This is a genomic window from Mesorhizobium sp. P2_F7 (genome assembly GCF_056403695.1).
Window position 1 is genome coordinate 117,924 of the sequence record NZ_JBFUFA010000007.1, and the last position, 22,481, is coordinate 140,404.

General features: G+C 63.4%; 22 protein-coding genes. 6 read left to right on the forward strand and 16 right to left on the reverse strand.

From position 1 onward, the window contains the following. The first annotated feature begins 129 nt into the window (after window positions 1-129). Window positions 130-705 carry a TMEM175 family protein gene (locus AC1DZ8_RS22455; RefSeq protein WP_477280490.1) on the forward strand — a complete coding sequence of 192 codons (576 nt, stop codon included), beginning with the start codon at window positions 130-132 and terminating at the stop codon, window positions 703-705. Window positions 706-709: 4 nt separating this feature from the next. Here the strand turns inward: AC1DZ8_RS22455 and AC1DZ8_RS22460 are convergent, their stop codons facing one another. Beyond that, window positions 710-991: a hypothetical protein gene (locus AC1DZ8_RS22460; RefSeq protein WP_477301250.1), complete on the reverse strand. Its 282-nt coding sequence runs from the start codon at window positions 989-991 to the stop codon at window positions 710-712. A gap of 189 nt (window positions 992-1,180) precedes the next feature. On the opposite strand from AC1DZ8_RS22460, the gene AC1DZ8_RS22465 reads away from it, so the two are divergent. Next, window positions 1,181-2,047 (forward strand): SDR family NAD(P)-dependent oxidoreductase, encoded by an 867-nt coding sequence (locus AC1DZ8_RS22465; RefSeq protein WP_477301248.1) that lies wholly within the window; start codon window positions 1,181-1,183, stop codon window positions 2,045-2,047. 26 nt (window positions 2,048-2,073) lie between these two features. Here AC1DZ8_RS22465 and AC1DZ8_RS22470 read toward each other — a convergent pair whose 3' ends face one another. The 4 genes from AC1DZ8_RS22470 to AC1DZ8_RS22485 all read right to left on the reverse strand — a co-directional run bounded on the left by AC1DZ8_RS22470 (window position 2,074) and on the right by AC1DZ8_RS22485 (window position 4,596). After that, window positions 2,074-2,499 carry a low affinity iron permease family protein gene (locus AC1DZ8_RS22470; protein ID WP_477301246.1) on the reverse strand — a complete coding sequence of 142 codons (426 nt, stop codon included), beginning with the start codon at window positions 2,497-2,499 and terminating at the stop codon, window positions 2,074-2,076. 325 nt (window positions 2,500-2,824) lie between these two features. Further along, window positions 2,825-3,466, reverse strand: a complete 642-nt coding sequence (locus AC1DZ8_RS22475; protein WP_477301244.1) for a DapH/DapD/GlmU-related protein — start codon at window positions 3,464-3,466, stop codon at window positions 2,825-2,827. A gap of 58 nt (window positions 3,467-3,524) precedes the next feature. Next, window positions 3,525-4,028 carry a CreA family protein gene (locus AC1DZ8_RS22480; RefSeq protein WP_477301243.1) on the reverse strand — a complete coding sequence of 168 codons (504 nt, stop codon included), beginning with the start codon at window positions 4,026-4,028 and terminating at the stop codon, window positions 3,525-3,527. Window positions 4,029-4,089: 61 nt separating this feature from the next. After that, window positions 4,090-4,596, reverse strand: coding sequence for a cytochrome b (locus tag AC1DZ8_RS22485; protein ID WP_477301241.1), 507 nt, complete (start codon window positions 4,594-4,596; stop codon window positions 4,090-4,092). A gap of 199 nt (window positions 4,597-4,795) precedes the next feature. On the opposite strand from AC1DZ8_RS22485, the gene AC1DZ8_RS22490 reads away from it, so the two are divergent. From AC1DZ8_RS22490 to AC1DZ8_RS22500, 3 genes are all read left to right on the forward strand, one after another. Further along, complete coding sequence (locus AC1DZ8_RS22490; protein WP_477301239.1) at window positions 4,796-5,380, forward strand: SCO family protein; 585 nt, start codon at window positions 4,796-4,798, stop codon at window positions 5,378-5,380. Continuing rightward, on the forward strand, window positions 5,380-6,252 hold the full coding sequence (locus tag AC1DZ8_RS22495) for a 50S ribosomal protein L11 methyltransferase (protein WP_477301237.1): 873 nt from the start codon (window positions 5,380-5,382) through the stop codon (window positions 6,250-6,252). The genes AC1DZ8_RS22490 and AC1DZ8_RS22495 overlap by 1 nt, the downstream gene beginning before the upstream one ends. Before the next feature lie 95 nt (window positions 6,253-6,347). Then, a complete protein-coding gene (locus AC1DZ8_RS22500; protein ID WP_477301235.1) occupies window positions 6,348-8,192 on the forward strand; it encodes an aminopeptidase P family protein in 1,845 nt (614 codons plus the stop codon). A 159-nt stretch (window positions 8,193-8,351) separates the two neighbouring features. On the opposite strand, the gene AC1DZ8_RS22505 is transcribed toward AC1DZ8_RS22500, so the two are convergent. Continuing rightward, entirely contained in the window at window positions 8,352-8,648 is a 297-nt protein-coding gene (locus tag AC1DZ8_RS22505) for an AzlD family protein (protein WP_477301233.1), read from the reverse strand. Continuing rightward, on the reverse strand, window positions 8,645-9,373 hold the full coding sequence (locus tag AC1DZ8_RS22510) for an AzlC family ABC transporter permease (protein WP_477301231.1): 729 nt from the start codon (window positions 9,371-9,373) through the stop codon (window positions 8,645-8,647). Before AC1DZ8_RS22510 ends, AC1DZ8_RS22505 begins: the two co-directional genes overlap by 4 nt. Before the next feature lie 114 nt (window positions 9,374-9,487). Here AC1DZ8_RS22510 and AC1DZ8_RS22515 point away from each other — a divergent pair, with 114 nt between their 5' ends. Then, window positions 9,488-10,246: an SDR family NAD(P)-dependent oxidoreductase gene (locus AC1DZ8_RS22515; RefSeq protein WP_477301229.1), complete on the forward strand. Its 759-nt coding sequence runs from the start codon at window positions 9,488-9,490 to the stop codon at window positions 10,244-10,246. Window positions 10,247-10,263: 17 nt separating this feature from the next. Here AC1DZ8_RS22515 and AC1DZ8_RS22520 read toward each other — a convergent pair whose 3' ends face one another. The 9 genes from AC1DZ8_RS22520 to AC1DZ8_RS22560 form a co-directional block, all read right to left on the reverse strand. Then, a complete protein-coding gene (locus tag AC1DZ8_RS22520; protein ID WP_477301227.1) occupies window positions 10,264-10,959 on the reverse strand; it encodes a DUF2461 domain-containing protein in 696 nt (231 codons plus the stop codon). Next, a complete protein-coding gene (gene ligA / locus AC1DZ8_RS22525) occupies window positions 10,956-13,160 on the reverse strand; it encodes an NAD-dependent DNA ligase LigA (protein WP_477301225.1) in 2,205 nt (734 codons plus the stop codon). The genes AC1DZ8_RS22520 and ligA overlap by 4 nt, the downstream gene beginning before the upstream one ends. A gap of 138 nt (window positions 13,161-13,298) precedes the next feature. Beyond that, the gene (recN, locus tag AC1DZ8_RS22530) at window positions 13,299-14,972 is read right to left on the reverse strand and encodes a DNA repair protein RecN (protein WP_477301223.1); all 1,674 of its coding nucleotides are present in this window, start codon (window positions 14,970-14,972) and stop codon (window positions 13,299-13,301) included. A 188-nt stretch (window positions 14,973-15,160) separates the two neighbouring features. Continuing rightward, complete coding sequence (locus AC1DZ8_RS22535) at window positions 15,161-16,030, reverse strand: outer membrane protein assembly factor BamD (protein ID WP_477301221.1); 870 nt, start codon at window positions 16,028-16,030, stop codon at window positions 15,161-15,163. A 263-nt stretch (window positions 16,031-16,293) separates the two neighbouring features. Beyond that, complete coding sequence (gene lpxC / locus AC1DZ8_RS22540; RefSeq protein ID WP_477301218.1) at window positions 16,294-17,241, reverse strand: UDP-3-O-acyl-N-acetylglucosamine deacetylase; 948 nt, start codon at window positions 17,239-17,241, stop codon at window positions 16,294-16,296. 271 nt (window positions 17,242-17,512) lie between these two features. Beyond that, on the reverse strand, window positions 17,513-19,165 hold the full coding sequence (gene ftsZ, locus AC1DZ8_RS22545; protein ID WP_477301216.1) for a cell division protein FtsZ: 1,653 nt from the start codon (window positions 19,163-19,165) through the stop codon (window positions 17,513-17,515). A 66-nt stretch (window positions 19,166-19,231) separates the two neighbouring features. Beyond that, entirely contained in the window at window positions 19,232-20,539 is a 1,308-nt protein-coding gene (gene ftsA, locus AC1DZ8_RS22550; protein WP_477301214.1) for a cell division protein FtsA, read from the reverse strand. Beyond that, window positions 20,536-21,477 (reverse strand): cell division protein FtsQ/DivIB, encoded by a 942-nt coding sequence (locus tag AC1DZ8_RS22555; RefSeq protein ID WP_477301212.1) that lies wholly within the window; start codon window positions 21,475-21,477, stop codon window positions 20,536-20,538. The genes ftsA and AC1DZ8_RS22555 overlap by 4 nt, the downstream gene beginning before the upstream one ends. Then, window positions 21,465-22,391: a D-alanine--D-alanine ligase gene (locus AC1DZ8_RS22560; RefSeq protein WP_477301210.1), complete on the reverse strand. Its 927-nt coding sequence runs from the start codon at window positions 22,389-22,391 to the stop codon at window positions 21,465-21,467. The genes AC1DZ8_RS22555 and AC1DZ8_RS22560 overlap by 13 nt, the downstream gene beginning before the upstream one ends. Window positions 22,392-22,481 lie beyond the last annotated feature (90 nt).

Sequence of the window (22,481 nt, forward strand, 5' to 3'; positions counted from 1 at the left end):
CGCCCGATCGAAACCCAACGTTGATGTAAGGACGGCTGTTCCATTTGCCGAACCCGCTCCTGACAATCTTGTCAGGATGGCCTTGCGAGAAATCCTCGCTTAACGTCGGCCCAACGAGAGGGAGGAACCATGGGCAAAGGCAGGGTCGAGGCATTCACCGACGGCGTCGTCGCCATCATCATCACCATCATGGTGCTGGAGCTGAAAGTGCCGCATGGCGAGGATTTTTCGTCCCTCCTGCCGCTGTGGCCGATCTTCTTCTGCTATGTCCTGTCCTTCATCTATGTCGGCATCTACTGGAACAATCTGCATAACATGTTCCACACCGTGCAGCGCGTCGACGGCCGCGTGCTGTGGGCCAACCTCAACCTTCTGTTCTGGCTGTCGCTGATGCCGGCGACCACCGCCTTCATGGGCGAGAACCATTTCGCCCCGGCGCCGGTCGCCGTCTACGGTATCGACCTGGTGTTATGCGGGCTCGCGTATACGATTCTTGCGACCAAGCTGCACCATCTGCATGGCAACGAAACCGCCTTCGCCAAGGCGCTCGGCAATGACCGCAAGGGCAAGATTTCGGTGGCGCTTTACACAACGGCGGTGCTGCTGACCTTCGTCAACCAATGGATCAGCGTTGCGATCTACGTTCTGGTGGCCGCAATCTGGTTCGTGCCGGATAGGCGGTTTTCGCGAATGATCGAAAAGTAGCGCGCTATTTGCGCATCGCCTTCAGCTTTTCGGCGACCGAGGCTGCGAGGTCGCCGTAGCGCTCCTCCAGCCGCTCCGCCGCCTTGATGATCGAAAAATCATGGCCGAATTTTTCCAGCGCCATACGCAATTTCTCGACGAACTCGGCCTGTTTTTCCAATGCCGAAAACAAGGTCTTGACCTGCGCTTCGCTGATGTCGGGATTGGCCAGCATCTGCGGCACCTCGCGGCCCATCTGGTCGCCGGTGGCGGTCTGCTCCTTCAGGATTGCGATCCAGTCGGTCAATCGGCAGTCTCCTAAAGCAGTTCCAGGAAAAGTGTGACACGGTTTTCCGTCCGGAACTGCGTAAAACTAAGACTCACTCGCACCATGCGCAGCCAGCGCCGATACGGTCAACCCGAACACGCCGGACGGCCTTGCGCGAAGCGCATCCCGCGCTAAGTTCGGCGCCATCTGATACCCAAGGAAAAGACCATGACCCGCGACGCCGAAATCCAGTCCGCTTTGCCCGCCCTCAGCTCCGGCAATGTCGCCGTTATCACCGGCGCGGCCAGCGGCATCGGCCTTGCCGCGGCCAAACGGCTGGCGGCTATGGGCATGAAGATTGTGCTGGCCGACATCGGCGGCGCGCGCCTCGACGCGGCCCGGCAAGCGGTTGCCGCGATCACTGGTGAGGATGGCGTGCTTGCCGTCGCCACCGACGTTTCGAAGGCCGACGAGCTCGCCCGGTTGGCGGAGACGACGCACCACGCCTTCGGCACTGTCTCGCTGCTGATGAACAATGCCGGCGTCGGCAACAATCCTGGAAAACCCTGGGAAAACGGTGAGGCCTGGAAGCGGCTGATCGATATTAATTTCTGGGGCGTCGTGCACGGCGTCGAGGCTTTCGCGCCGGCCATGCTGGCATCGGGAAAGCCCGGCCTGATCGTCAACACCGGCTCCAAGCAAGGCATCACCACGCCGCCCGGCAATCTCGCCTACAACGTCTCCAAATCGGCGCTGAAAACCTTCACCGAAGGCCTGGCGCACGCACTGCGCAACGAACCGGGCGCGAAGGTCGCGGCACATCTTCTCATTCCCGGCTTTACCTTCACCGGCATCACCGAGGGCGCGACCGAAAAGCCGGCCGGCGCCTGGACCGGCGAGCAGGTCATCGACTTCATGCTGGACTCGCTCATGCGCGGCGATTTCTACATCCTGTGCCCAGACAATGAGGTGAAGCGACCGACGGACGAGAAGCGCATGGCCTGGGCGATCGGCGACATCATCGAGAATCGCCCTGCCCTCTCGCGCTGGCACCCCGACCACAAGGACGCTTTTGCGGCCTTCATGGAGCGCTGAGCCGCGAATTCACGCAAAGCTGAGACTCAAGCAGCGCGCTTTTTCGCAGTGCGCTTCTGCGTCACCGCTTTCTTGGCGGCCAGTTCGGCGATCTCGGTGTCATGTCGTTTCGCCGCCCGTTCGCATTTGTCTCTGATTTCCTCGACCTCGGTTTCGGTCAGATGCTCGATGCCGATGAAATTGTTGTGCCCCTCGCTGACCCGGATCAGTTCGTCGAGCTTGGCCTGGACCGCGGCGCCATCGCGGTTTTGCGTGTTCTGGATCAGGAACACCATCAGGAAAGTGATGATCGTCGTTCCCGTGTTGATGACCAGTTGCCACGTATCGGAGAAGCCGAAGAACGGCCCGCTGACCGCCCAGACGATAACGATCGCGCAGCAGCCGACAAAGGTCAGCGGCAGCCCGGCCAGATGGGCAACGAAGTTGGCGATCCTGGTAAACAGCTTTTCCAATTCAAAATCCCTCAGTTGCCCGAAACGCGGCAAGCCGGGACGCCGCCGCGCTGGTCGCTCAGCTAGAAACAATCGGTGGCCGCTCCCGGTTCCCCCTCGCAGGTGATATCGCTGATGCAATTGAACACACGCGAAAATCGTAGCGCCGGGAAAAGCCGCCTTATGGGTTTGTTGCCATAGTCCTTGTGCAGGCCGGAGAGCCTGTTCCTTCCGCTTCACGGCGGTTTACCTCCAAAGCCCCTTCCGCTGCGCCACCCCCGCATAGCGGAAGGGGTTCCTGCCGGAGAGCCGTCCCGGAGGCGGCTTGCTAACCCGACCGCTGCGCTCAGGAGCGCTCTTGCTCCCAGCGGTCGAGAAAATCCTCGATCGCGAGGGCCTGCATATCGGGAACCGCTTTCGCCAGTTTCTCCGGTGGCCAGTCCCACCAGGCAAGGCTTTCGATCCGCGCCGCGATCTCAGAGGGAAAACGCCGGCGCAATGGCTTCGCCGGCACGCCGGCGACGATCATGTAGGCCGGCACATCCCTGGTCACCACCGCATTGGCGCCGACGATGGCGCCATTGCCGATGCTGATGCCGGGCATGATCACCGCGCCATGGCCGATCCAGACATCGTTACCGATGCTGACGGCCTTCTCCTGCCGCTGCGCGCGAAACGCCGCGTCGACGCCCAGCCAGCGAAAATATTCGTTCGGCCGGTAGCTGAGCTTGTGCTGTGTCACCCGCTCGATCGGATGCTCCAGCGCATTGATGCGGCTGTTGGCGGCGATCGAGCAGAATTTTCCGATCGTCGTGTAGATCGCTTCGGCGTGGCGCTCGAAATAGGAGAAATCGCCGACATTGACCTCGCGCAGCACGACCCGCTCGCCGATCGAGGCATAGCGGCCGAGCTTGCACGCCTTCAGCTCCGCGGTCGGGTGGATGCGCGGTTCCGGGTCTTTGAGGACAAGGTTTTCGGTACGGTCCATCTCGCGGCTTTACCCCCGCGCAATTGCGGAAGCAATTGTCGCGTCAGGAGTAACGGCCCTATTTCGGCTGGCCGTTGGTCCACACCACGCTCTGGCCGAACAACGGCACGGTGGTCACCGACATTTTCGCCGAGCCGTCCTGCACCTGGCGCGAATGCGAGAGGTATATCAGCGTCTCGTTTTTCTTGTCGTAGATACGGTTCACCACCTGCTTCTTCCAGATCAGGCTGATGCCTTGCTTGAACACCTCTTCGCCGCCTTCGCTCATGTCGATGTCGCCGATGGTGATCGGGCCGGTCTGGCGACAGGAGATCGACGAATCCGACGGGTCCTCGAACCAGTTGCCTTTCTGCAGCCGGTCGATGACGCCGCGGTCGAAATAGGAGACGTGGCAGGTGATGCCGTCGACCTTCGGGTCCTTGATCGCCTCGACAATGATGTCGTTGCCGAGCCAGTCGACGCCGACCTTGCCGACTTCCTCAGCCGCGGCGGCACCGGCGCCGAGGACAATGCATGCGGCCAGTGCGCCACCGATCAGTTTCTGCCCAATCCGTCTCTGCAACGTAGCCTCCTCAGGTTCTGGTTGCCGACCACAGGTGGGGCGAACTGCCTTGCTTTGCAAGCTAAGCCTGCCGGAATGCCAGCATCCGCCGCAGCACATCGGTCTTGAAGAAAAAATGCTGAACCAGCGCGCCTGCCGTATGCAAGAGCACCACATAGAGCAGGATGTTCTTGCCCAGCACATGCACCAGACTTGCCCCCGGCACACCAAGAAACCATGCGGCGGCGCCCGAGAGCGGAACGATGAAGATGAGGGCGTAGATGACGAAATGCGTCGCCTTGGCGAGCAGTTTCAACGCCGGATGTTCCATGCCCGACACCGGCGGAACGCCGCGCGTCGCCCTGAGCCAGACCCGCCACGCAGCCAGGACCAGCACCGCCAGGCCGATCACGACATGCATATAGGCCAGCGGCACATCACCCGGCGACGCCTCCTGCCCCCTGCGAAAGGCACGCCACACATGCTCCATGCCGTCATGGGCGAGGAACTGGATCAGGATCAGGGCAGCAATGCTCCAATGCAGCCCGATCTGGGTTTTCGAATAGGAAGCGACGGACATATCCGACATTGGCTGGTTCCACGGCAAGAGAACAGACCGTCAAGATAGGTAGGGGCCTGAATCGGTCAAATTACGGTTTGGTAACTCCGGCGGCATCGAGAGCGGGTTGCGGCAACGCGGCATCTTTGCCTTGACCGCCGCTACCGGCTAAGACTTCCGCCGCAGGCGCCAATCCGGCGTCCATCAAAATCACGACGGACACTTCCCGATGATGCGTGCAATCCTGGTCGGCATTCTCGTTCTGATGGCGGCCGGCATCGGCTGGCTCACCTTCGACTGGTACAAGGGCCATTATGGCGGCGAGCCGTTCGGCGCGCCGTTCACGCTGGTCGACCAGAAAGGCGCGCCGATCACGGAAGCTGCGTTCAGAGGCCATCCCAGCGTCGTCTTCTTCGGCTTCACCCATTGTCCGGAAGTCTGCCCGACCACGCTGTTCGAGCTGGCCGGTTGGCTGAAGACCCTGGGTGACGACGGCAAGAACCTCAACGCCTATTTCGTTACCGTCGACCCGGAGCGCGACACGCCCGAAGTGATGAAAACCTATGTCGGCAATTTTTCCGACCGCATCGTCGGCATTTCGGGCGATCCCGACAAGGTGCACGCGATGGCGAAATCGTTCGCCATTTACTGGAAGAAGGTCGACACCGGCGACGGCGACTACACGATGGACCACACCGCCTCGGTGCTGCTGCTCAATGCCAAGGGCGAATTCTCCGGTACGATCGCTTACGGTGAGAGCGCCGACACCGCGATTGCCAAGTTGAAGCGGCTGGCGGCAGGTGCCCAAAGCTGATGGGTCAGACAAGGCTCCATTTCACGACCGGAAAGGTCGAGGCCGACCGCATCTTCGCCGCGCTCGAACTGGCCTTCGAGGATGAAGGCCTGCCGCTCGCCGTGCTCGAAGTCGACGAGGACCGCGATATCCATGAAGTCTCGCTTTATGCCGACGGCGATGTCGACGCGGTCGAGGCAAGGCTGAAAGACGTCCTTGCCGAGCTTTCGCTATCGAAGCCGGTCGAACGCGAGGTGTTGCCCGACATCGATTGGGTGGCGCGTTCGCTGGAAGGGCTGAAGCCGGTGCGCGCCGGGCGTTTCTTCGTCCATGGCGCGCATGACCGCCGGAAGCGCCATAGCGGCGAACTCGCCATCGAGATCGAGGCCGGCCTTGCCTTCGGCACCGGCCATCACGGCACCACGGCCGGGTGCCTGGAAATGCTGGAACGGGTCGTACGGCGCGAGCATCCCAGGAATGCTCTCGACCTCGGCACCGGCAGCGCGGTGCTGGCGATCGCCGTCGCCAAGCTGGCGCATATTCCAGTGCTGGCGACCGACATCGATCCGATCGCCGTCAGGGTCGCCGCCGCCAATGCCCGTCTCAACCACGTCAAGGCGCTGGTCGAAACAGTGACGGCGCCCGGCTTCCACCACCCGATCTTCGGCAAGCGCGCGCCTGTCGACCTCATCGTCGCCAACATATTGGCGCGGCCGCTGATGCGGCTGGCGCCTGAGATGGCCAAGCATATCAGCCTCGGCGGCTCGATCGTGCTGTCCGGCATTCTCGATCGCCAGTGCAACGCGGTGATCTCGGCCTATGTCGGCCAGAATTTCCGCCATGTCAGGACCTTGCATCGCGAAGGCTGGGTGACCATCCACCTCAAGCACTAGCTGGACCAATCCGAGCCTGTTGCGATTGTCGAAAATCGATTCCGGTTTTCCGGGCCATGCGCTACGGTCGCGCCAAGTACAGGAGGAAACCAGCCATGTTCCAGACCTTTGACTCCGCTGGCGATCCCAGCGTCGGCAAGCCGCGCGTGAAACTGCTGCGGCAATGGCTGGCGGACAATGGCCTGGACGGTTTCCTCGCGCCCCGCGCCGACGAACACCAGGGCGAGTATGTCGCCGACCGCTCGGCGCGGCTGAAATGGCTGACCGGCTTCAGCGGTTCGGCCGGCGTCGCCCTCGTGCTGCGCGACCGCGCTTTCATGTTCGTCGACGGCCGCTACACGCTGCAGGTGCGCCACGAAGTCGATCTCGACATTTTTGCCATCGAGAGCCTCGTCGACAATCCGCCGGCCGTCTGGATCAAGGACAATCTCGGCAAGGGCGCCAGGCTTGGCTTCGACCCCTGGCTGCACACGATCGCTGAGGTCAAGGCACTTCAAGCCTCGGCCGAGCAATCCGGCGCGACGCTGGTGCCGCTCGACAAGAACCCGATCGACGTCATCTGGAAGGATCAGCCCGAACCGCCGCGGGCGCCGGTCGAAATCCACCCGATCGGCTTTGCCGGCGAACTGGCCAAGGACAAGCTGGTGCGGTTGGCGGCGGCAATCGGCAAGGACGGCGCCACGCATGCGGTTCTGACCGACCCCTCCTCGATCGCCTGGGCCTTCAATATTCGCGGCGGTGACGTGCCGCACACGCCGCTGGCGCTCGGCTTCGCGATCCTCGCCGCCGACGGCAAGCACCAGTTGTTCATGGACCAGCGCAAGTTTTCGCGCACCGTCGCCGCCTATCTCACCCAGCTCGCCGACCTGCACGAGCCCGGCGAATTCGAGGCGGCGGTCGTCGCCCTTGCCAAGGGCGGCGCAAAAATCGCGCTCGACCCCGTGCTGGCGGCGGAAAAGCTGAGAATGCTGGTCGAGGACAATGGCGGCACCTTTGTTGCCGCGCCCGATCCCGCCCGCATTCCGCGCGCCACCAAGAACCCAGCCGAGATCGCCGGAAGCCGCGCCGCGCACCGCCGCGATGGGGCGGCCGTCGCCAAGCTGCTGTGCTGGCTGGAGCGGCAGAAGCCGGGCACGCTCGACGAAATAACCGTCGTCACCAAACTGGAGGAGACGCGCCGGCAGACCGGCGAGGAAACGCAGATGCCGCTGCGCGACGTTTCCTTCGACACCATTTCGGGCGCCGGGCCGAACGGCGCCATCATGCATTACCGCGTGTCGCGCGCCACCAACCGCAAGCTGGCAAAGGGCGAGCTGTTCCTGCTCGATTCCGGCGCCCAGTACCAGGATGGCACCACCGACATCACCCGCACCGTGCCGATCGGCCAGCCGACCGAAGAGATGCGAGAACGCTTCACCCTGGTGCTGAAAGGCATGATCGGCATTTCGACGCTGCGCTTTCCCGCCGGCACGCGCGGCTCCGAGATCGACGCGGTGGCGCGCATGGCGCTGTGGAAGCATGGCTGCGACTTCGCCCACGGCACCGGCCATGGCGTCGGCTCCTACCTCGCCGTGCATGAGGGTCCGCAGCGCATCGCCCGCACCGGCACCGAAAAACTGCTCGCCGGCATGATGCTCTCCAACGAGCCCGGCTATTACAAGGAAGGCTCCTACGGCATCCGCATCGAGAACCTGATCCTGGTGACGCCGGCCGAAGCGGTCGAAGGCGGCGACATCGCCATGCACAGCTTCGAGACCCTGACGCTGGCGCCGATCGACGTCAGGTTGATACGCACCGACCTGTTGACGCGCGAGGAGCTGCACTGGCTGGATACTTACCATGCCTGGGTGTTGGCCGAGATCGGCCCGATGCTCGATGGCGAGACGCAGTCCTGGCTGGAGAAAGCAACCGCGCCACTGCCGCACGACGCGAAGATTTGATTTTCCGAGACCTGCAAGGGTGTGTTGAGATTCAGGTCAGGCCGAGTCGAAAATGGCCGATACCGAGAACCGAAGCGGAGCGTACTTTTGGGTACGTGAGCATCGGAAGCGCAGGTATCGGCCGTTTGCAGACCGGCATCACCTGAATATCAGCACACCCTACCCGACGAACTGCCGCGCCAGAATCAGCACGGCAGCTCCGGCCAAAAACATCGCCATCAGCCCGCCACGCAGCGAGGCCACAGCGGTGACGATCAACGCCGCCCATTCCGCCGGCCCGGCGCTGAGCGCGGCGGGCGCCACCAGCGTCGTCAGCACCGCCGCCGGCACGGCGTTCAAGCCCGCCTCGACGCGCGGATGGATGTGGTCGAAGCGCGAGATCACCAGATGGCCGCCGACGCGGGTGAGATAGGTGGCGACCGCACCGGCAATGATGATCCAGAAGGTCGTGCTCATCGCTTTGCCTCCACGCCGCTATGATGCGGCGGCAGGATCACCGCCAGAAGCACGCCGGCAACGGCGCCGATGGAGACGTGCCAGGGGGAGCCCACCGTCTTGTAGGCAACGATCGAGGCGGCCGCGCTGGCAATCACCACCGGCAGCCACAGCGGCCGCTTGCGAAAGCCCAGCACCAGACCGAGGAAATAGATCGGCAACAGGAAGTCGATGCCGAGCGCATGCGTGTCCGGGATCAGCTTGCCGAACACCGCACCCAGCGCGCTCTCGATCACCCACAACACATAGACCGGCAGACCAAGCCCCATATACCAGGCGAAGCCAACGGTCTCGCCGGCTTCGGCCTTGCGCTCGGCCACCGCGAACTGCGGATCGGTGAGCACGAAATAGCCCAGCGCCTGCTGGATCACCGGCCAATGCGCGATGCGCCGGCCGATGCCGGCGGAATAAAGCACGTGGCGAAAGTTCACCGCGAAGATCGACAGCACGATCAGCCATGGCGCGACATGCTGGCCGAACAGTTCGATGCCGACCATCTGGCTGGCTCCGCCGAAGATCAGCGCGCTCATCAAAGTCGCTTCGAGAACGGAAAGGCCATTGTCGACGGCGATGGCGCCAAACAGCAGCGCAAACGGCGCCGCGGCGACGACCACCGGTATAGACAGCCGCACGCCGTCCCAGAAATCGCTGGCCACAGATTTTTCGGTTAAGGTCTCTGCCGACATGTCACATTTCCCGATCGCGCTGCTATGTAGGAGCCAGCGTTTGAAAAGTCAGACGAATTCGCTTGAGCCAACAAATCAGCGAAACTGATGCAACGGGGCGCGAAGGGGTTTCAGATGATCGCTTACGATTTCACCGGCAGGCATGCCGTCGTCACCGGTGCCGGCGGCGGCATGGGCGAGGCGATCACGCTGGCTCTACTCGATGCCGGCGCCTCCGTCACCGCCATCGACATCAAGCCGCGTCCGGCCTCGCTTGCCGCCTATGACGACCGGCTCACCTTCGCCCAGGGCGACCTCACCGACGCCGCCTTTGTCGAACAGACCATCAATGCTGCCGGCCGCGCACGTGGCGGCATCGACTATCTCGCCAATGTCGCAGGCGTGCTCTGGTTCGGCCGCGACAAGTCTGCCCTGGAAATGGATCTCGACGTCTGGGACCAGGTCTTCAACATCAATCTGAAATCCTTCGTCCACACCGCGCGTGCTGTCGTTCCGCATATGCGCGCGGGCGGGCGCGGCGGCGCCATGGTGCATTTCTCCACCATCCAGTGGTATCGCGGCGATCTCAAACCGCAGGATGCCTACCAGGCCTCCAAGGCCGGCGTCTGTGCGCTGTCGAAGTCGCTCGCCATGCAGTTGGCGGGCGATGGCATCCGCTCCAATTCGATCTGCCCGGGCATGGCGCTGACGCCGCTGCAGGCGCGCTGGGACACCGAGGAGAAGCGCGCAGCCGTTGCCGACTACACCCCGCTCGGCCGCATCGGCACGCCGCAGGACATGGCCAATGCCGCGCTCTTCCTGCTCTCCGACGCGGCAAGCTACATCACCGGAATCGAGCTTGCCGTCGACGGCGGTCTTTTGATGCGGATGTAGCCGCCCAGCCCTCCGGGCTAGCCCCGCGGCGCCGTACCCTGGATCGCCCTGCCCCAATCGAGCAGCGGCTTGGCGCGCAAGGTGAAATCGACAAGCTCGTCGACCAGCGTTGGCGCGTGAATTCCAGCCGGATCGATCATGTGCTGGACATAGAAGTGCCGGTTGCGGATGGCGTCGACAAGGTCGGGTTCGTTGACCTGCTCGAAGCCGCGCGGCGTGCGCTTCAAGCGGCCCTCGGTTTCGAGTTCGAAGCCGTTTTTCCTCAGCGTTGACAGCAGTTTTCGGAACTCGGCTGGCCGGGCGATAATGGCCTTGCGCATTGCCAGCAGCAGCGGCGGCTCCGGGTTCCACCAGGCAACGTCGGCAAAGCAGCGGTCGACCCCGACATAGACGAAGAATACGCCCTGCTCCATCTTGGTGCCGTCCGGCGACAGCATGGCCGACAGATGCTGGTTGTAGGGCCGCTTGTCCTTGGCGAAGCGCACGTCGCGGTTGATACGGAACAGCGACTTCTTGCGGTCGCCGCGCAGGCCGAGCCCCGCTGCCGCGAAGCGCTCCGTCAGCGTCTCAACCAGGTCGCAGAACGGCTCATGCAATTCGCTGTCGTAAAGCGCACGGTTCTCCTGGAACCATTCGCGGCTCTGGTGGAAGTCCAGCGCCTTCAGGAACGGGATGGCCTTTTGGCCAAACCCTTTGAACGAACCGCCGGTCATGCCTTGCCGACCCGTTGCAACCAGGTGTCCTCGTCGATGACTTCGACGCCGAGTTCGGTTGCCTGCTTCAGTTTGGAGCCGGCACCCGGCCCGGCGACCAGCAGATCGGTTTTCGCCGACACCGAACCCGCAACCTTGGCGCCGAGCCGTTCGGCCATCGCCTTGGCCTCCGAGCGGGTCATCTTTTCCAGCGTGCCGGTGAAGACGATGGTCTTGCCGGCAACCTCGCTGTCAGCCGAAACGGTGACGATATATGGCTTCGGCTTGACCTGATCGAGCAGTCTGTCGAGGACATCGTCATTGCGCTCATTGCCGAAGAAATCGCGCAGCGCATCGATCACCGTGTCGCCGATGCCGTTGATGGAGGGGAAGACGCTGTGCGGGTCCTCGGCCGCAGCGGTCTCCTTGCCGACGCGGATCAGCTCCTCGATGGTCGAGAAGGTCTTGGCAAGCACCGCTGCCGTGGTTTCGCCGATATGGCGGATGCCGAGCGCGAAAATGAAACGATCAAGCTCCGGCTCGCGGCGCGAATCGATAGCCGCAAACAGCTTGTCGAGGCCTTCATAATTGCGGTCCTCGACACCGCGCACATTCTTGCGCGCCTTGCCCGATGCCGCCTCACGCTGCCTGGCCTGTTCCTCGCGCCGCTCTGCCAGCGCCCGGGTGACGGCCGGCCGGCGGTCCCTGAGCGTGAAGATATCGGCGGCGGTCTTGACCAGCCCCGAATTGAAGAACAGGTCGATGTTTTCGGCGCCCAGTCCCTCGATGTCGAGCGCCCCGCGCGAGACGAAATGGCGCAGCCGTTCCACGGCCTGCGCGGCGCAGATCAGCTCACCGGTGCAGCGCCGGCGCGAATCCTCCTTGCCGGTCTTCTCGTTGATTTCGCGCGTCGCCGGCGAGCCGCAGACCGGACAGGTATGCGGAAATTCGTAAGGCACTGCATCGCCCGGCCGCTTGTCGATTACGACGCTGACGATCTGCGGAATGACGTCACCCGCCCGTTGTATGACAACCGTATCACCGATGCGCACATCGATGCCGTCGCGGATCGGCAGGCCGTTGCTGTCGAAGCCTTTGATGTAGTCCTCATTGTGCAGCGTGACGTTCTCGACCACCACGCCGCCGACGGTGACCGGCGCCAGCCGCGCCACCGGCGCCAGCGTGCCGGTGCGGCCAACCTGGATGTCGATCTTCTGCACCGTCGTCATCGCCTGTTCAGCCGGGAATTTGTGCGCAACCGCCCAGCGCGGCTCGCCGGTGACGAAGCCCCAGCGGCGCTGCAATTCCAACTGGTCGACCTTGTAGACGACGCCATCGATGTCGTAGCCCAGCGACGAGCGCTGCTCTTCGATCTTATGGTATTGCGCAATCAGCTCCTCGACCGACTTCGCCCGCACCATCAGCGGGCTGACCTTGAAGCCCCATTCGGCGAATTTCTGCACCGAACCATATTGGGTCGGCGCCGGATCCGCCGTCGTGTAACCCCAGGCATAGGCGAAAAATCTAAGGTTGCGGCTGGCGGTGACGGACGCATCCTTCTGGCGAAGCGATCCCGCAGCCGTGTTGCGCGGATTGACATAGTCCTGGCCGCCCACTGCGGCCGAGCGCGCCTTCAGCGCCTCGAATTCGGCGTAGGTCATGTAGACCTCGCCGCGGATCTCGATGGTCTCGGGCCAGCCCGATCCTTTCAGCTTGGCGGGAATGTCGGCGATGGTTCTGAGATTGGCCGTGATGTCTTCGCCGACAGCGCCGTCGCCGCGCGTGGCACCCTGCACGAACACGCCACGCTCATAGCGCAGCGACGCCGACAGACCGTCGATCTTCGGCTCGGCCGTGAACGCAATGTCGAGATCCTTGTCGCGGTCGAAGAAGCGCCGGCCACGGTCGATGAAATCGGTGACATCCTCGTCGGTATAGGCTTTGGCCAGGCTGAGCATCGGCACCGCATGACGCACCTTGGCAAAGCCTTCGGCCGGCGCGGCACCGACCCGCACAGAGGGCGAATCCTCGCGCACCAGACCGGGAAAGCGCTCCTCGATGGCAAGGTTGCGCCGCCGCAGCGCATCGTATTCGGCGTCGGTAATCGTCGGCGCGTCCTCGGCGTGGTAGCGCCGGTCATGGCCGGCGATCTCCTCGGCCAGCCGCGCAAGCTCATCGGCGGCTTCGCTTTCGCTCAACGATTCGACTGGTTTTTCAGACATGCAGCGCGGTCCTCGAATTCTGGTGGGCCACTATAAATCAGGATTTGCCGGCAGCGAGATAGGCTGTGGAAAAATCAAACCCGAACAGCAGGATGTCGCCATATCCTGACTCTGGCCATTTCCAGCATCTGCCGCCCCTTATGCAGCTGCAGTGTTCTCGCGCAGCAGCCGCTCGGCAGCCGCACGAGCTTCGTCGGTGATGGTGGCGCCGGCCAGCATGCGCGCGATCTCTTCCTGGCGTGCCGCCCGGTCCATCTCGGCGATGCCGGTGGCAACCTTGTCCGAGCCGCCGGATTTGGAAATCAGGAAATGCGTCGCCGCACGCGCCGCCACTTGCGGCGCATGGGTGACCGATAGCACCTGCACCCGCTTCGACAGCCGTGCCAGCCGCTGGCCGATGGCATCGGCCACGGCGCCGCCGACGCCGGTGTCGATCTCGTCGAACACCAATGTCGGCGCCGAGCCACGGTCGGCCAGCGCCACTTTCAGCGCCAGCAAGAAGCGCGACAGCTCGCCGCCGGACGCAACCTTCATCATCGGGCCGGGCCTTGTGCCGGGATTGGTGCGCACCCAGAACTCGACCTGGTCGATGCCTTCTTCCATGCGGTTTTCGCCATCGCTGGTCAGCCCGACGATGAACTCGGCCCGCTCGAGCTTCAGAGCCGGCAGTTCGGCCATGACAGCCTTGGTCAGGCCAACCGCCGCAGCATGGCGAAGCGAGGACAGCTGGGCCGCCGAAATGTCATAGGCCTCGCGCGCGGCGGCGGCTTGTTTCTCCAGCCCATGCAGGCGCTCCTCGCCGGCGTGGAGATCGGCAAGGTCGGCCGACATCGTGTCGCGCAGCTGCGCCAGATCGTCGACCGCCACGCTGTGCTTGCGTGACGCCGCACGCAGCGAGAACAGCCGCTCCTCCGCCTTCTCCAGCCGCTGCGGATCGTATTCGGTGGCGCGAAGCGCCGCCTCGACACCCGATTGTGCCGCATCCAGCGACAGCATCGCCTCATCGAGCGACTTCACCACATCCTCGAGCAGGCCTGGCGCTTCGCTCGCCTTGCGCTGCAGGCGCCTGAGCAGGCTGGCCAGTTGCGGCAGCGGCGAGGACGGGCCTGACAGCACATCCTGCGCATCGTGTATTTCCGAGGCGATCTTTTCCGCCCGCATCATCGTAGCGCGCAGTTCGGCCAGCTGCGTCTCCTCGCCGGGCTGCGGATCGAGTTTCGCCAGCTCGGCCACCGAAGCCCTGAGATAATCGGCCTCGCGCGCCGCCGCCTCGACCTTGGCGCGATGCCTGGCAAAGTCCTGCTCGCAGCCGCGCCAGTAGCGCCACGCCTCGCCCGTCGCTCGGGCAGCACCGAGATGGCCGCCAAAACTGTCCAGCAACTCGCGATGCGCGCCGGGATCGACCAGGGCGCGTTCATCGTGCTGGCCGTGAATCTCGACCAGCGCGTGGCCGATGTCGCGCATCAGAGTGACGCTGGACGGCTGGTCGTTGACGAAGACGCGCGTGCGGCCATCCGCTGTCTGCAGTCGGCGCAGGATGATGTCGCCGTCATCCTCGATGGCGTTTTCGGCCAGCAGCGCGCGCACCGGATGGTTGCGCGGCACGTCGAACACGGCAATCACCTGCCCCTGGGCCGCGCCATGGCGCACCAGCGAAGCGTCGCCGCGCGCGCCAAGCGCCAGCGACAGCGCGTCGAGCAGGATGGATTTGCCGGCGCCGGTTTCACCGGTCAGCACGGAAAGGCCGGGCTGGAAGTCGATATCCAGCTTCTCGATCAGGACGATATCGCGGATCGACAGTCTGGAAAGCATCAGAACCCGAACCTATCGCATGTCGCCCCAAAGCGGAGAGGTTTGGGACAACGGCATGCACAAACAAAAGACTAAGGCGCGACGCGCCTCAATGCGGCATGCGACCGTTGGAGTCGCAGCGCCGCACTATCTTTTTGTTTGAGCGTCGGATCAATCCGAAAAGCGCTGTGCCCGCTTCAGTAGAGGCGTCAGGCGCCGGTGATCAGCTTTCCGGCCTTGGATATCCACGACCCGGCATTCTCGCGCGGCTCAAGCCCATTGCTCTGCAAGAGCTTGTAGGAATCCTTGTACCACGGGCTGTCTGGATAGTTGGTGCCGAGCACTGCCGCAGCCGTCTGCGCTTCCGAGGTCAGACCCATTGCGTAGTAGCTCTCGGTCAGGCGCGCCAGCGCCTCCTCGACATGGCGGGTGTTGGAATAGTTCTCGACCACATTGCGGAAGCGCTTGACCGCGGCAATGTATTCGCGCCGCTCGAGATAATAGCGGCCGATCTGCATCTCCTTGCCGGCGAGCTGGTCGTTGGCAAAGCGGATCTTTTCCTTAGCGTCGTCGACATATTCCGAGGTCGGCCAGCGCGTCACCAGATCCTGCATCGTCTGCACGGTCTGGCGTGCTTCCTTCTGATCCTGGGTGACGTCCTTGATCTGGCGGTAATAGCTCAGGCCGATGATATACTGGGCATAAGCGGCGTCGTCGGTGGACGGATAGAGCGTGAGATAGCGCTTGGCCGAACCGATCGCCTCGTCATAGTGGCCGGCGCGGTAGTCGGCAAAGGCGCCCATCACCATCGATTTGCGGGCCCACTCCGAATAGGGGTGCTGGCGGTCAACGGCGTCAAACTTCTTGCTCGCCTCATCCAGGCGGCCGGCGTTGAGATTGGCAAGGCCTTGATTGTAAAGGACGTCGGCCGGTTCGGTCTGGTCGACATAGGTCGACAGATCGACGTCTTTCTCCGACGACATGCAGGCCGAGAGGAACAGCGACGGCACAACCACCGAAAGCGCCAGGAAAACAGCCCGATGCGGCGCTTTCAATTGACCAACTCGCTTGAAGAACATGATTGGATTGCGCCCTTTCGGCGTTATTTCAATGCCTTTCGCATGGCGTTCCCTCAAAACTGGTCCCCACTTTTGAGCGACATGCGTCTAATCGACGGCAGCAGCCATAAACCATAACTGCCTAGCCCAGCAACGCTATGTCTAGCCAATCGCACATTTTTGTGGCGGCTTGGTGTTGCCCCTAAAGCTATGTGCTTTCACCGGCCGGTGATGCATCCGTGCAACACCAGCCAGCGCTCAGAAAGCCAGAAAATCGTTAAGAATCAGATCACCCAGGGCGCAAAGACAGGCCCGGTGACGGCGCTCATCTCGGCCGTGCGGCCACGCTCGCGGCGTGTGGTCTCGACGACCTCGAAGGCCGAACGGTCGGACAAAAGGCGCCGCAAAGCCGCTGCATTCATCCGGTGGCCGCCGCGATAGGAACGGAAGCAGCCGATGAAGCGGGCGCCGGCCAGCGCCAGATCGCCCATTGCGTCCATCGTCTTGTGGCGGGCAAACTCGTTGGGATAGCGCAGGCCGCCCATGTTGATCACCCGGTTGTCGTCGCCGATCACCAGCGAGTTCTCCAGCGACGAGCCCAGCGCATAGCCGGCCGCCCACAGCCGCTCCACATCCTTCATGAAACCGAAGGTACGGGCGCGTGCAATGTCCTGGCGGAAGACGTCGGGGTTGATGTCGGAGGCGAACAGCTGACGGCCGATCGCCGGGCTCTCGAAGTCGATCTCGATCTCGAAGCGCGTGCCGCTATAGGGCCTGAATTCCGCCCAGGAGGCGCCGTTCTCGATCCGAACCGGCTTGACCACCCTGATGTAGCGGCGCTTGACCGCCAGCGTCTCGATGCCGGCCTGGTCGATGGCTTCAACGAACGCCACTGCGCTACCGTCGAGGATCGGAACCTCGTGGCCGTCGATCTCGATGACGATGTTGTCGATGCCGAGCCCGAAGAGCGTCGCCATCAGATGTTCGACGGTGGCGATATGCTCGCCTGCCGGATCGCCAAGCATGGTGCAGAGATCGGTCGCGCCGACTTCGGCGACCAGAGCACGGAACTCGCGGCTCTCGCTTCCGGTCGAAAGGTGGAAGATGACGCCGGTGTCGGCGTCCGCGGGAAGGAAATTGACGGTGACCGGTTTGCCGCTGTGAACGCCGGTACCGGTCAGCGTTGCACGCGATCTAAGTGTCGTCTGGTAGTCTTGCAAGACAAACCCCATAGCCCATATGCCTAAGTCCGCTTTACCCTAAAAGGTGCGGCTCTTTGTAATCGGCAGGCAGGGTCAACTCCCCGAATCCCAGCACACCGAAAGTGCTGCGGCAAAGATAGTGGTCCGCCAGGGAGACTCCAAATCACGGTTTCTTACTCTGTGTAACCGCGGCCGGCTATGAGCGTCACTTCGTAACGCTCTGTTATCAAAGGATCTTTTGAGTTAACAGGCAAACGATCTCTCGTCTGCCTGTTAACAAGTGTTACATACCGTTAACGCCTCAGTTGGCCTGGCGGCGCAGGAAAGCCGGGATCTCCAGCTGGTCGTCTTCCTGGGCCGACCTGGTCTGCGGCGTCAACCGGCCCTGATCGTCGAGCTGGCCGCGGCGCGGCGCGTAAAGCTGCGGATCCTGGCTGGCGAGGCGGCGCATTTCGGGCGCTGCCTGGCGCAGTTTCGGTTCGCGCGGCTGCGCCGGCTGCAGCCGGGCCGGTTCTTCCTCGCGGCGCGTCAGGCCGTTGGTCAGCCGCTTGAGCAACCCCATCGGCCCGCTGTTTTCATGGTCGGTCGGCCTGCCTTTGGCTTCCACCTCGGCCTTCACCACCGGCGGAAAATCCTCCACCCGCGGCATGCGCTGCGGCGCGGCAGCCACCGGCTGCGGCATTTCCCTGAGCGGCGCCGGCTGCATCACCTGCTGCACGACAGGCTGCGGTTGCGCCGGCGGGGCCTGGAAGATCTTGCTCTGCGGGCGGAAATCGTCCGCCTGGGCCATCGGCGCCGGGCGAGCCATTGCCGCCGCATTGGCTTCGGCAAGCTGGATCGCCTCGGCGACCGGATCGGCCGCGCGCTGCTCATAGGTCTGCTGGACCGGTGCTGGCCGGACTTCCGCGGCCGGAGCCGGACGGGCGACCGGCTTCTGCTGCGGCGGCACGGCGCGGATCGAGATCGGCACCGCGGCGATTTCGGCCGCCGACTTGTCGATGCCGGTGGCGACCACCGAGACGCGGATGACGCCTTCGAGTTCCTCGTCGAAGGTGGCGCCCAGGATGATGTTGGCGTCCTGGTCGACTTCCTCGCGAATGCGGGTCGCGGCTTCGTCAACTTCGAACAGGGTCAGGTCGCGGCCGCCGGTGATCGAGATCAGCAGACCCTTGGCGCCCCTCATCGACGTCTCGTCAAGCAGCGGGTTGGCGATCGCTGCCTCGGCGGCGGCCATCGCGCGGCCCTCGCCCGAAGCCTCGCCGGTGCCCATCATCGCCTTGCCCATCTCGCGCATCACCGAACGCACGTCGGCGAAGTCGAGGTTGATCAGGCCTTCCTTGACCATCAGGTCGGTGATGCAGGCAACACCGGAATAGAGCACCTGGTCGGCCATGGCGAAGGCGTCGGCGAAGGTGGTCTTGTCATTGGCCAGCCGGAACAGGTTCTGGTTGGGGATGACGATCAGCGTGTCGACGCATTTCTGCAGTTCCTCGATGCCCAGATCCGCCGTCTTCATGCGGCGCTGGCCTTCGAAATGGAACGGCTTGGTGACAACACCGACGGTGAGGATGCCCTTTTCGCGCGCTGCGCGGGCAACGACCGGAGCAGCACCGGTGCCGGTGCCGCCGCCCATGCCGGCGGTGACGAAGCACATATGGGTGTTGGAGAGGTGATCGACGATCTCATCGATGCACTCCTCAGCCGCCGCACGGCCGACTTCCGGCTGCGATCCGGCGCCGAGACCCTCGGTGACATGCGCGCCGAGCTGGATCAGCCGCTCGGCCTTCGACATGGTCAGCGCCTGCGCGTCGGTGTTGGCCACCACGAACTCGACGCCGCGCAAGCCAGCGGTGATCATGTTGTTGACGGCATTGCCGCCACCGCCGCCGACACCGAACACGGTGATCCGCGGCTTGAGCTCGGTGATGTCCGGCTTTTGCAGATTGATGGTCATTGTCTCCGTCCTTTGCCTTTCCCGCCGCTTCGCCGCCGCGGCCGCCTATGGGGCTGTCCCCGTCAATTAGAAACTGTCTCTCAACCACTGACTCATGCGATGCAGTTTTCCACCCGTTCCGGTCATCCTGAGACCGGAAATTCCTTTCGCCGGATGGCTCTCGAAACTCGCCATCTGCGGATAGATCAGCAGTCCGACCGCCGTCGAGAAAGCCGGCCCCTTGGCGGCTTCCGGCAGCCCCGCCACGCCGAGCGGGCGGCCGATGCGCACATTGCGTCCCAGAATCCGGCGCGCCGCTTCGGGCAAGCCGGCAAGCTGGCTGGCCCCACCAGTCAGCACGACGCGTTTTCCCACGGCATTGCCGTAGCCGGACTTGTTCAGCCGGTCGCGCAACAGTTCCAGCGTCTCATCGATGCGGGCGCGGATGATGCGCGTCATCACCGAACGCGGGATCTGCAGCGGCATCTCGCATTCCTCGCGGATCGGCTGGATCGAAACCAGGTCGCGATCGTCGGCACTGCCGGGCAGCGCCGAACCATGCATCACCTTCAGCCGTTCGGCGGCGTCGAGCGATGTCGACAGGCCCTTGGCCATGTCCAGCGTCACGTGATTGCCGCCGATGGCAATCGCGTCGCCATGGACGAATTTGCCTTCCGAAAACACCGAGATCGTCGTCGTGCCGCCGCCCATGTCGATGCAGGCCGCGCCCATTTCGAGTTCGTCGTCGACAAGCGCTGCAAGCCCGCTGGCATAAGGCGTCGCCACCATGCGCTCGACCGACAGATGCGAGCGGTTGATGCAAAGCTCCAGATTGCGCAGCGGTGCAGCGTCACCCGTCAGCACGTGCATGTCGACGCCAAGCTGGTCGCCGACCATGCCGCGCGGATCGCGCACGCCGCGCTCGGCATCCAGCGAAAAGCCGACGGGCAGCGAATGGATCACGTCGCGCTCAGCCTTGAGCGCCTGCTTGGCGCCGGCGGCAAGCACGCGCTTGATGTCGGCCTCGTCGGCCTGATGGCCACCGAGGTTGATGGTGGCCGAAAAGGTTTCGCTCTTCAGCCGGCCGGCCGTCATGTTGACGATCAGCGAGTCCACCGTCAGTCCCGCCATGCGCTCGGCAGCGTCCACCGAGAGGCGGATGGCATGCTCGGCGCGATCGAGATCGACGACGACGCCCGACTTCACGCCTTGCGATTTCTGATGGCCGATGCCGATCACCTGGATGCGGTGCGAACGGCCGCGCAACAACTTGCCGTCTTCGCGCGGCTTCAGTTTCGCCACCACGCAGCAAACCTTGCTCGAGCCGACATCCAGCACGGTGAGCGTGCCGGAGCGGCGCGAAGAGGCATCGCTGTTGCCACCAAGCCAGCTCATATCTTCGTCCCCGACTTGCGCTTCAGATTTTGCGGCTTTTCATTGAGCGCGGCCTGGCGCTGCGTCGCCGCTTCCGGCGTCAGCTGCACGACCAGGCGATCGGAGATGCGCATGTCGACGGCAGCGATATCGCGCGTCAAAAGACCATTGTCATGGTCCATGCGGACCAGATCGGCGATCGCCTGATCTTCGCCGTCTTCGGGCAGTTTGACCGTGATGCCGTTTTCCAGCTTCAGGTCCCAGCGCCGTTCGCCGATGCGGATATAGCCTTTGACCCGCGCGGCAAGCTCGGGAAATTTCTGGATCTTGGCCAGGAAGTCGGGCGCCTTGGCCGGCGCGCCGGTGCCTATGATCAGCGGCAGCAAAGCCTGCTTGCCGCCCGAGAACGGCGCGATCACCGCGCCCGAGCGCTCGATGACCGAAAGCTCCGAGCCCTGCTGCCAGAGTGCGAAAGGCTCGCGCTCCTCCACGCGCACTTCCAGCGTATGCGGATAGACCTTGCGCACCGCCGCCACCTCGACCCAGGGCAAGGTGTCAATACGTTCACGCGCGGCCTCGGCATCGAAGCCGATCAGCGACGTCCACCCGTCGAGCTCCAGCCGATCCAGTATGTCGATCTCCGAGGTCTGGCGGTTGCCCACCACCTTGATCTGGTCGACGGCAAAGCCGGTGCGAGCAGTGATGCTCTGAACGATGTCATCGGCATGACCGCCGAGAATGGCGCCATAGAGGCTGCTTGATGCAATGAGCGAAGCCGACAGGATGGCCGCGGAAAAGCGTGGCGCGACGAAGTCGCCGCCACCCAGGCGCGCCAGCACGCGCACCGGCCGGCGCAGCACGCGCGGCAGCACGAAATGGTCGAACGACAACGGCATGCCGAACAGTGCCGGCCCGGCGCCGCCCCTGCCCTTGTCCTGTCCCCATTTCAACGCAGACACGAAGCGTCCTCCACCATCCAACTCAACAGATCGCCGAAAGAATGCCCCGCTTGGGCGGCGATTTCAGGCACCAAAGACGTCGGCGTCATGCCAGGCTGAGTGTTGATCTCGAGCCAGACAATCTCGCCGTTTTCGGAGTGACGATCGTCATAGCGGAAGTCCGACCGGGAAACGCCCCGACAGCCGATAGCCAGATGTGCCTTGAGCGCCAGTGTCTGTATTTTTTGGTAAATATTCGGTGAAATTTTAGCAGGGATTTCGTGTTTTGATCCGCCGTCGACGTATTTTGAATCGTAGTCGTAGAAGGAATGGCCGGTCGGAATGATCTCGCAGACGCCGAGAGCCACATCGCCCATCACGGCGCAGGTCAGTTCGCGGCCATGGATGTAGCGCTCGACCATGACAGTCTCGCCATATTTCCAGTCTGACGAGCCGATGACCTGCGGCGGATGCGACTGACCTTCATGCACGATGACGACGCCGAAGCTCGAGCCCTCATTGACGGGCTTCACCACATAGGGCGGCTTCATCGGATGCTTGTTCTGGATGGCGAAGCGGCTGGCAACCTTCGATTCCGCCACCGCAATGCCGGCTGCCTTGGCGACCTTCTTCGCCTGCTCCTTGTTCATGGCGAGCGCCGAGGCGAGCACGCCCGAATGGGTGTAGGGAATGGCCAGATATTCGAGGATGCCCTGAATGGTGCCGTCCTCGCCGAACGGGCCGTGCAGCGCGTTGAAGACGACATCAGGCTTGAGCGCGCCAAGCACGGCGCCAACGTCGCGCGCAACGTCGACGCGGGTAACCTGGTAGCCTTCCTTCTCAAGCGCATCAGCACACGCCTTCCCCGAAGACAGAGACACGGGCCGCTCGGACGAGAATCCGCCCAGGAGGACAGCCACATGCTTGTTCTTCATATCCCGTCATCCCCTCTCACGGCGGGCTCGCAACCACGCATTCAGCGGCCAGATTGAGTCCGAGTCTCCCGGCAGGTTGCCCCCCCAGAC